The sequence below is a fragment of the Actinophytocola sp. genome, from assembly GCF_045807065.1.
Lineage (GTDB): Bacteria > Actinomycetota > Actinomycetes > Mycobacteriales > Pseudonocardiaceae > Actinophytocola.
In genome coordinates this window covers 1-8,682 of sequence record NZ_JBJMIE010000155.1, presented here as the reverse complement: position 1 = coordinate 8,682, position 8,682 = coordinate 1, and the positions used below count along the sequence as shown (strand labels likewise).

10 protein-coding genes are annotated in these 8,682 nt (G+C 70.4%); 2 read left to right on the top strand and 8 right to left on the bottom strand.

The features are described from left to right. Positions 1-1,179 (top strand): EF-Tu/IF-2/RF-3 family GTPase (locus ACJ73U_RS09220; protein ID WP_407777128.1); only part of this gene is annotated, 1,179 nt, incomplete at its 5' end. A gap of 57 nt (positions 1,180-1,236) precedes the next feature. On the opposite strand, the gene ACJ73U_RS09215 is transcribed toward ACJ73U_RS09220, so the two are convergent. From ACJ73U_RS09215 to ACJ73U_RS09190, 6 genes are all read right to left on the bottom strand, one after another. Next, positions 1,237-1,773, bottom strand: a complete 537-nt coding sequence (locus ACJ73U_RS09215) for a hypothetical protein (protein WP_407777127.1) — start codon at positions 1,771-1,773, stop codon at positions 1,237-1,239. Further along, positions 1,770-2,762: an NUDIX hydrolase gene (locus ACJ73U_RS09210; protein ID WP_407777126.1), complete on the bottom strand. Its 993-nt coding sequence runs from the start codon at positions 2,760-2,762 to the stop codon at positions 1,770-1,772. The genes ACJ73U_RS09215 and ACJ73U_RS09210 overlap by 4 nt, the downstream gene beginning before the upstream one ends. Positions 2,763-2,784: 22 nt before the next feature. Continuing rightward, the gene (locus ACJ73U_RS09205; RefSeq protein WP_407777125.1) at positions 2,785-3,945 is read right to left on the bottom strand and encodes a glycosyltransferase family 4 protein; all 1,161 of its coding nucleotides are present in this window, start codon (positions 3,943-3,945) and stop codon (positions 2,785-2,787) included. Beyond that, a complete protein-coding gene (locus ACJ73U_RS09200; protein WP_407777124.1) occupies positions 3,942-4,850 on the bottom strand; it encodes a phosphatidylinositol mannoside acyltransferase in 909 nt (302 codons plus the stop codon). Before ACJ73U_RS09200 ends, ACJ73U_RS09205 begins: the two co-directional genes overlap by 4 nt. Beyond that, positions 4,847-5,458: a phosphatidylinositol phosphate synthase gene (gene pgsA / locus ACJ73U_RS09195; protein ID WP_407777123.1), complete on the bottom strand. Its 612-nt coding sequence runs from the start codon at positions 5,456-5,458 to the stop codon at positions 4,847-4,849. The genes ACJ73U_RS09200 and pgsA overlap by 4 nt, the downstream gene beginning before the upstream one ends. Before the next feature lie 135 nt (positions 5,459-5,593). Beyond that, entirely contained in the window at positions 5,594-6,115 is a 522-nt protein-coding gene (locus ACJ73U_RS09190; protein ID WP_407777122.1) for a MarR family winged helix-turn-helix transcriptional regulator, read from the bottom strand. A 101-nt stretch (positions 6,116-6,216) separates the two neighbouring features. Here ACJ73U_RS09190 and ACJ73U_RS09185 point away from each other — a divergent pair, with 101 nt between their 5' ends. Beyond that, positions 6,217-6,786: a YceI family protein gene (locus tag ACJ73U_RS09185; protein WP_407777121.1), complete on the top strand. Its 570-nt coding sequence runs from the start codon at positions 6,217-6,219 to the stop codon at positions 6,784-6,786. Between the two features lie 65 nt (positions 6,787-6,851). Here the strand turns inward: ACJ73U_RS09185 and ACJ73U_RS09180 are convergent, their stop codons facing one another. Both ACJ73U_RS09180 and thrS read right to left on the bottom strand, forming a co-directional pair. Beyond that, complete coding sequence (locus ACJ73U_RS09180; protein ID WP_407777120.1) at positions 6,852-7,403, bottom strand: HIT family protein; 552 nt, start codon at positions 7,401-7,403, stop codon at positions 6,852-6,854. 118 nt (positions 7,404-7,521) lie between these two features. Beyond that, the coding region (gene thrS / locus ACJ73U_RS09175) for a threonine--tRNA ligase (protein WP_407777119.1) at positions 7,522-8,682 on the bottom strand (1,161 nt) is incomplete at its 5' end.

Below are 8,682 nucleotides of genomic sequence, written 5' to 3'. Positions count from 1 at the left end.
GGCCCGCTGGTGGCCGAGGTCGTCCGTACCGCCATCGACTCCTACGTCGGTCGGGTGTCACTCGTCCGGGTGTTCTCGGGGACGCTGCGGCCGGAGCGGCCGGTGCACATCTCCGGGCACGGCATGGCCGAGCGCGGGCACGAGGACCACGACGTCGACGAGCGCGTCGCGCACATCTACTCGCCGCTCGGCTCGAACCTGCGCGAGGTGCCGCACTGCGTGGCCGGCGACATCTGCGCGCTGACCAAGCTGGGTTCCGCGGAGACCGGCGACACCGTGTCCAGCCCGGAGAAGCCGCTGCTGATGCGGCCGTGGACGATGCCGGAGCCGCTGCTGCCGGTCGCGGTCGTGGCGAAGACCCGCAGCGACGAGGACGCCCTGTCACGCAACCTGAACCGCCTCGTCGCCGGTGACCCGACGCTGCGGCTGGAACGCAACGCGGAGACCCACCAGCTCGTGCTGTGGTGCATGGGCGAGGCGCACGCGGACGTCGTGCTGGCCCGGCTGCGTGCCAGCGGCGCCAACGTGGACACCGAGCCGGTGAAGGTGGCGTTGCGCGAGACGTTCGCCGCCCCGGCACGCGGGAAGGGCCGGCACGTCAAGCAGTCCGGCGGGCACGGGCAGTACGCCGTGTGCGACATCGACATCGAGCCGCTGCCGGTCGGTGCCGGCTTCGAGTTCGTGGACAAGGTCGTCGGCGGCTCGGTGCCGAACCAGTTCATCAGCTCGGTCGAGAAGGGCGTGCGGGCCCAGATGGAGAAGGGCATCGCCGCCGGTTACCCGATGGTGGACATCCGGGTGACCCTGTTCGACGGCAAGGCGCACAGCGTCGACTCCTCCGACGCCGCGTTCCAGACGGCCGGCTCGATGGCGCTGAAGGACGCCGCCGCGAACGGCCGGGTCTCGTTGCTGGAGCCGGTGGACCAGGTGGCCGTGCGGCTGCCGGACGAGCACCTCGGCACGGTGCTGGGCGACCTGTCGTCGCGGCGCGGCCGCGTGCTCGGCACGGAGGCGGACGAGCGGCCGGGCTACAGCGTGGTGCGGGCCGAGGTCCCGGTCACCGCGCTGCTGCGGTACGCGATCGACCTGCGCTCGATGACGTCCGGCTCGGCGACGTTCACCCGGTCCTTCGTCCGGTACGACCCGCTGCCGGAGGCACTGGCCGCCCAGGTCACGTAGGCCGACCGCCGTGAGAGGCGCGTTCGGGGACCCGCCGAGTGGTCCCGAACGCGCCGTTCACGACAGGCCCGGCGGCGGGAAGGTCAGCAGCTCGTCGCGGTAGGGGCCGTCGCCGCTCGCCGGGCTGACCAGTACGACGAAGTCGGGCAGCGCGTGCGGCGTCGGGTTGCCGTCCTCGGTGGTGCTGCCGGGCTCCGCGTGCCAGTCGATGATGTGCAGCACCACGTCGTGCTCGCCGGCGCCGACGGCCAGGTCGACCGCGTCGTCCGCCCAGCCCACGCCCTCGATGCCGCTCAACCGGACGTCACCGCTGGACACGAGCAGGTACGGCTGCGAGGACACGACCAGGTGCTCGACCTCACGCTCGGTCAGCACGGGGTCGTTGCCGTACCGGACCAGGACCTCGAACGCCCCGTCGCTCTCGATGTTGATCGGCACCAGGTCGCCGGCGCGGACGCGGTTCTGGATGTCCTCGTCCAGGCACAGCTCCGCCTCCCACGTGTCGTAGTCGACGACACCGGCGAACGCCTCCGCGTCCCACAGCGCCAGCATGCCTGAGCTGGTCTTCACGACCGCCTTGATCTCGATCGTCATCGAACCGTCCGCACCGTCCCGTCCCACTTCTTGGTCATCACGTCCGGCAACAGCGTCGGCAGCTGGACCGGGTAGACGGTCTCCTCCGTCTCACGCAGCTCCTCGACCGACCACCAGCGGTGACCGTCGACCGTGCGTACCTCCAGCTCGGTGAACCCGGACGTGTCCACGTGCACCGACTCGGCGAGGTCCGCCAGGAAGAACCACTCCTCGCCGTCGTAGGTCCGGCCGTCGAAGCTGAACGCGACGCGGCGCCGCCAGACCGGGCCGACCAGCCCGTCGTCGGCCAGCTTCACGCCCGTCTCCTCGGCCAGCTCACGCAGCGCGGCCGTGCGCAGGTCCTCACCGGGTTCGACGCCGCCGCCGACGGTGAACCAGAACCGGGCGTCCGGGCGCACCGGGTCGTGGCCGTGGAACAGCAGCACCCGCCGGTCGGCGTCGATGAGCAGCACGCGGGCGGACGGGCGCGGCAGCGGCGCGTCGGCCTCGTCACCCAGCTTCGGCTCGACGATCTCGAAGTACTCCGGCTGTGGCGCGGTCCCGGCCAGCCGCAGCCAGCGCACGATCCGGCGGCGGCGCTGGGTGAGCGTGTCGCGCACGGCGTCGTTGTGCACCCGCCGGGCGATGACCACACGGTGCTCGGCGTCCAGCAGCTCGGCGGTCAGCGCGAGCGGGAGCTTGGCCCGGTCCACGCCCGCGAGCTGCAGGGACAGGCGGTTCTCCGCCTCCTCGCGCTCGTCGCGGGGTGCGACCTCGGCCCGCTCGGCCTCGGCCCGCAGCCGGTCGGCGCTCACGTCGTCGAGCCGGATGGCCGCCGCGACCGCTCGCGTGACCACCGCCCGCCGCGCCAGTGCCGCGTCCAGCGCCGCCCAGGCCGCGTCGGTGCGCACGTGCAGCCGGTCCAGCCGGTTCGCGGTGGCGGCCAGCCAGACACCCACCACCAGGACCACCACGACGACGAGGACGAGCGTGGGCACCAACGCTGTCACGGCGCTCCCTCACCCGCTCCGCTCACGACACCTCACCAGACTCGACACCGGCACCCGACTCGACGATCCGCCGCGGGTCCGCCGCGATGGCCTGCTCGTAAACCCGCAGCACCTGACCGGACAGCACCGTCCAGTCGAAGGCCGTCACCCGCTGGCGGGCGACCGCCACGTAGGTCTCGCGCCGCGGCGGGGAGACAAGCATGCCGCGCAACGCCTCCGCGAGCGCAACCGGGTCACCGACCGGGAACAGGACGCCGGCGCGGCCGCCCCCGTCGTTCCAGCCGAGCACCCGCCGGAACGCGTCGAGATCGCTGCCGACCACCGCCGCGCCGGCCGACATGGCCTCGGTGAGGATCATCCCGAAGCTCTCGCCGCCGGTGTTGGGCGCGCAGTAGACGTCCACGCTGCGCAGTGCCCGTGCCTTGACGTCGTCGTCGGCCTGGCCTAGGAGGTTGAGCTTGACCGGGCCAGCCTGGCGCCGCAGCTCGTCCTGGTCACCGCCGCCGACGACCAGCAGCTGCAGGTCCGGGAAGTCCGGCGCGAGGATCTTCAGCGCGTCGAGCAGGATCGGCATCCCCTTGCGCGGCTCGGTGAACCTGCCCACGAACCCGACGGTGCCGCCGGCGCGCGGGTAACCCGGCAGCGGCTCGGACCGGGCGAAGAAGTCGACGTCCACGCCGTTCGGGATCTCGACCGCGTCGCCGCCGAGGTGCTCGACCTGGACCCGCCGCGCCAGTGCGGAGACCGCGATGCGTGCGGTGATCTTCTCCAGGAACGGCCGCAGGACGGGTTGGAACGCGCTGAGCGTGCGGGACCGCTCCGTGGACGTGTGGAAGGTCGCGACGATCGGCCCGTCGGCGATCATGAGCGCGAGCAGGGACAGGCTCGGTGTGATCGGCTCGTGCAGGTGCAGGACGTCGAAGTCGTGGTCGCGGATCCAGCGGCGCACCCGGCGGTAGGAGACGGGGCCGAACGACAGGCGCGCGACCGAGCCGTTGTAGGGGATGCCGACCGAGCGACCGGTGGAGCTGACGAAGTCCGGCTGCGGGGCGTCCTCGTCGCCCGGCGCGAGCACGTCGACCTCGTGCCCCTTCCTGCGGAGCGCCTTGGCGAGGTCGACGACGTGTGACTGCACTCCCCCGGGGACCTCGAAGGAGTACGGACACACGATGCCGATCTTCACCGCGACTCCTGAAGGGCCTTCTGCCTCTCCTCGTCGAGGTCCGCGAGCCACAGCTTCTGCATCATGTGCCAGTCGGCGGGGTTGTTGGCGATGTCCGCGGCGAACCCGTCGGCCATCCGCTGGGTCGCCACGCCGACGTCCTCGCGGCCGTGCACCAGGATCGGGGTGTGGACGCGCACTCCCCAGCCGTCATCGGTGAACGTGTTCTCCACGATCAGGAGCTGGGCGCCGGTGGCCGCGGCGAGCCGGGCCGGACCGGCCGGCATGCGGGTCCCCTCGCCGAAGAAGGTGACCGGGATCCCCCGCCTCGACAGGTCGCGGTCGGCGACCAGGCAGACGATCTTGTTGGCGCGCAACCGTTCGATCAGCAGCCGGTACGCGCCGCCCTCGCTGGGCACGATCTCGAACCCCAGTGACTGCCGGTAGTCGACGAACCGCCGGTAGAGGGACTCGGGCTTCAGCCGTTCGTTGACGGTGGTGAACGGTCCGAACTGATCGACCAGCCAGATGCCCGAGACGTCGAAGTTCCCGGTGTGCGGCAGGGCGAGGACCAGGCCCTTGCCGCGGTCCAGGGCCGCCTCGATCAGCGGCCGACCCACGAACACCTCGTCGACCTTCTCGTAGATCTTCCGGTGGTCCATGCCGGGGAGGCGGAACGTCTCCTGCCAGAACCTCGCGTACGACCGCAGGCCCGCGCGGACCAGCTCGTCCAGCTCCGCGGGGCCGGCCTTGGGCACGACCCGCGCGTAGTTGCGGCGCATCTGCTGGGTGCTGGGCCCGTTGCGCCGGGCGCTGAGGTCGGCGGCCCCGCGGAACAACGCGGCGACCACCGGTGCGGGCAGCCCGCGGACGGCGCGCCAACCCGTGGCGTACGCGAGGTCGGATAACCGCTGCGTGAAACTCATGTGGCCTCCGCTGCCGCCGACTGGCGCACCGCGACCAGCCGCTGTACCACCGTGATGACCGAGCCCGCGACGAGCAACCACAACGCCACGTCCACCGCGTAGGGCACACCGAACCCCTGGAGCCCGGTGCCCACCAGGGCGATGATCAACCGTTCGGCCCGCTCGACGAGCCCGACGTTCGCCGACAGCCCGGCGGCCTCGGCCCGCGCCTTGATGTAGGAGATGACCTGGCCGAGCACCAGGCAGATCAGCGCGGCGGCGGCGAGCACCCGGCTGTCCGCGACCTCGAACGCGTACCAGGCGATGCCCGCCATGAGGGCGCCGTCCGCGATCCGGTCACAGGTCGAGTCCAGCACGCCGCCGAACTTCGTGCCCCCGCCCCGCGCCCGGGCCATGGCGCCGTCGAGCAGGTCGAGCATGACGAACCCCCACACCGCGAACGTCCCGGCGAGCAGGTGACCGGTGGGGAACAGCCAGATCGCGAACCCGACCGCTCCGGCGGTCCCGATGAGCGTCATCCCGTTGGGGGTGAGCCCCACCTTGACGAGGGCGGCACCCATGGGGTCAGTAACACGCGAGACCGAGGCTCTGGCGAAAATGTTCAGCATGGGGCGAACAAGCCTCACGACGTGCGGCGACAGGGGTGCGTGCGCAGCCTAACCGACTGGGTTTGATTGCCTCGCTCCGCTCGCCGGTTCGCGGCGTGTGGATTGCCTCGCTCGGGTCGCTGGTTGCGTGTGCTTCTACGCCGGCTCGGTCTGCTTCACGTCGCGGCCCTCGGCGGTCAGGCTCGGGCACGTGATGTCCGGCACCGTACCGAGACCGCGCTGGATGGCCGCGCTGATCTCCCCCAACTGTTCGACCTGCTCGGGCGTGAGCTGGTCGAACAGCTTCTCCCGCACCTCGGTCACGTGGCCGGGTGCCGCGGCCTCGAGGGCGGCGAAGCCCTCCTCGGTCAGGATGGCGTACGAGCCGCGCTTGTCGGTCGGGCAGCCGCGGCGGCGCACCCAGCCCGCCTCCTCCAGCCGCGCGATCGCGTGGGACAGGCGGCTGCGCGACGAACCGCGGATGCCGGCGAGCTCGCTCATCCGCAGCGTGCGGTCCCGCGCCTCGGACAGCGCCACCAGGATCTCGTAGTAGGCGTGCGGCATTCCGGCGTCCCGTTGGAGCTGCCGGGCCAGCGCGTCGGTCAGCCCAAAGGTCGCCGACATGAACGTGCGCCAGATCTGCTGCTCACGCTCACTCAACCAGCGGGTCTCGGACATGTCCCCCAGTGTACTTGTTGAACTCTCAATCAGGCAGGTGTATGTTCACGGTTGATCGCTCAACAAGTGATCGTTCAACATCCACATCGGAGGATCTTCACATGAGCAGTGCCACCGCCCTCGACATCCCGGGTTACATCACGGGCACCTGGGACATCGACCCGGTGCACTCCGAGGTCGGCTTCGTCGTCCGCCACCTGGTCGTCACTAAGGTCCGCGGGCGGTTCAGCGACGTCAGGGGCACCATCGTCACCGCGGAGAACCCGCTCGAGTCCCAGGTCGACCTCGAGATCGACCTGAACTCCATCACGACCCACAACGAGCAGCGCGACGGCCACCTGCGCGGCGCGGACTTCTTCGAGGTCGAGACCTACCCGACGATGACCTACAAGGCCAGCGGCGCCCGCCAGGACGGCGACAAGTTCGTGCTGGACGGCGAGCTGACGCTCAAGGGCGTCACCAAGGTCGTCCCGCTGACGTTCGAGGTCAACGGCATCGGTGAGAACCCGCTCGCCGGCGGCACCGTCGCCGGGTTCTCCGGGACCGCGACCATCAACCGCAAGGACTTCAACGTCAACTTCGAGGGCGTCCAGAACGGCATCGCCGTCGTCAGTGACAAGGTCGAGATCCACATCGAGATCGAGGCCAACCTCCGCAAGTCGGAGGCCTGAGCTCGGCTCCGGCCCATGCCTGGAAGGGCACCCCTCGGGACGTTCACCGTCCCCGGGGGTGCCCTTCAGGGCGTTTCGGCCCAGGCGTTGGCCAGCAGTGCGCGGGTCTCGCCGAGGAGCTGCGGCAGCACCTTGGTGTGGCCGATCACCGGCATGAAGTTCGAGTCGCCGCCCCACCGGGGGACCACGTGCTGGTGCAGGTGCGCCGCGATGCCGGCGCCGGCGATCACGCCCTGGTTCATACCCACGTTGAAGCCGTGCGGCGCCGACACCGATCGGCCGACGGTCATCGCCTTCTGGGTGAACTCCGCCAGCTCGACGGTCTCCTTCGGCGTCAGGTCCGTGTAGTCCGCCACGTGCCGGTACGGCACCACCATCAGGTGCCCCGGGTTGTACGGGTACAGGTTCAGCACCCCGTACACCAGCACCCCGCGCGCGACGATCAACGCGTCGGCGTCGGCCATGCCCGGCAGTCGGCAGAACGGGCAGCCGTCGGACTCGGAGCCCCCCGGCTTGTTCTCACCCCTGATGTAGGCCATCCGGTGCGGAGTCCACAGGCGCTGCAACGCGTCGGGCACACCGACGCCCTCCTGCTCGACGAACTCCGCACCGGTCATGCACCGATCCTAATGTTCGGTAAGCGCACCCCGGCATGCCGAGGCCGCCAACCGAGAAAACCGCCCGACCGGCCTCTCCGCACCCGGGGTCCCGCCCCCGCACACAGCCCGGCCGACGCTACTGCGAAACCTTGACGGACTCCGCCGACGGCGATCCGTTCTCCCGCCGCTCCACCCACTCGACGACGGTCCGGACCGCGTCGTCGACCGGGACGCCGTTGATCTGGCTGCCGTCGCGGAAGCGGAACGACACCGCGCCGGCCTCGACGTCCTTGCCGCCCGCCAACAACATGAACGGCACCTTCTGGGTGGTGTGGTTGCGGATCTTCTTCTGCATGCGGTCGTCGGAGGTGTCGACCTCGACCCGGATGCCCCGCGCACGCAGCTTCTCGGCCACGGCCCGCAGGTGCGGCGCGTGCTCGTCCGCGATCGGGATCCCCACCACCTGCACCGGCGACAGCCAGGCCGGGAACGCGCCGGCGTAGTGCTCGGTCAGTACACCGAAGAACCGCTCGATCGAGCCGAAGAGCGCCCGATGGAGCACGACCGGCTGCTGACGGGAACCGTCCGAAGCCGTGTAGCCCAGCTCGAACCGCTTCGGGTGGTTGAAGTCCACCTGAATGGTGGACATCTGCCACGAGCGGCCGATCGCGTCCTTCGCCTGCACGGAGATCTTCGGGCCGTAGTAGGCCGCGCCGCCCGGGTCCGGCACCAGCTCGAGACCGGAGTCCACGGCGGCCTGCCGCAGGGTCTCGGTGGCCTCCTCCCACTCCTCGTCCGAGCCGATGAACTTGCCGCCCTCACCCTTGGTCGACAGCTCAAGGTAGAAGTCCGACAGGCCGTAGTCGCCGAGCAGGTCCAGCACGAACCGCAACAGCGACCGCAGCTCGCCGGGCATCTGCTCCTTGGTGCAGTAGATGTGCGAGTCGTCCATGGTCAGGCCGCGCACCCGGGTGAGGCCGTGCACCACGCCGGACTTCTCGTACCGGTACACCGTGCCGAACTCGAACAGCCGCAGCGGCAGCTCCCGGTAGGAGCGGCCCCGCGAGCGGTAGATCAGGTTGTGCATCGGGCAGTTCATCGCCTTGAGATAGACCTGGCCCGCATCGGTCGACATCGGCGGGAACATGCCATCCGCGTAATACGGCAGGTGCCCGGACGTGTGGAACAGACCTTCCTTCGCGATGTGCGGCGTACCGACGTAGTCGAAGCCCTCCTCGATGTGGCGCCGGCGGACGTAGTCCTCCATCTCCCGCTTGATCACGCCGCCCTTGGGATG

What these genes read in the sequence shown, in the direction of transcription:
- ACJ73U_RS09215 (WP_407777127.1), bottom strand. Translation starts at nt 1,773, where the DNA reads ATGACGATCGAGATCAAGGCGGTCGTGAAGACCAGCTCAGGCATGCTG.
- ACJ73U_RS09200 (WP_407777124.1), bottom strand. Translation starts at nt 4,850, where the DNA reads ATGAGTTTCACGCAGCGGTTATCCGACCTCGCGTACGCCACGGGTTGG.
- pgsA (WP_407777123.1), bottom strand. Translation starts at nt 5,458, where the DNA reads ATGCTGAACATTTTCGCCAGAGCCTCGGTCTCGCGTGTTACTGACCCC.
- ACJ73U_RS09190 (WP_407777122.1), bottom strand. Translation starts at nt 6,115, where the DNA reads ATGTCCGAGACCCGCTGGTTGAGTGAGCGTGAGCAGCAGATCTGGCGC.
- ACJ73U_RS09185 (WP_407777121.1), top strand. Translation starts at nt 6,217, where the DNA reads ATGAGCAGTGCCACCGCCCTCGACATCCCGGGTTACATCACGGGCACC.
- ACJ73U_RS09180 (WP_407777120.1), bottom strand. Translation starts at nt 7,403, where the DNA reads ATGACCGGTGCGGAGTTCGTCGAGCAGGAGGGCGTCGGTGTGCCCGAC.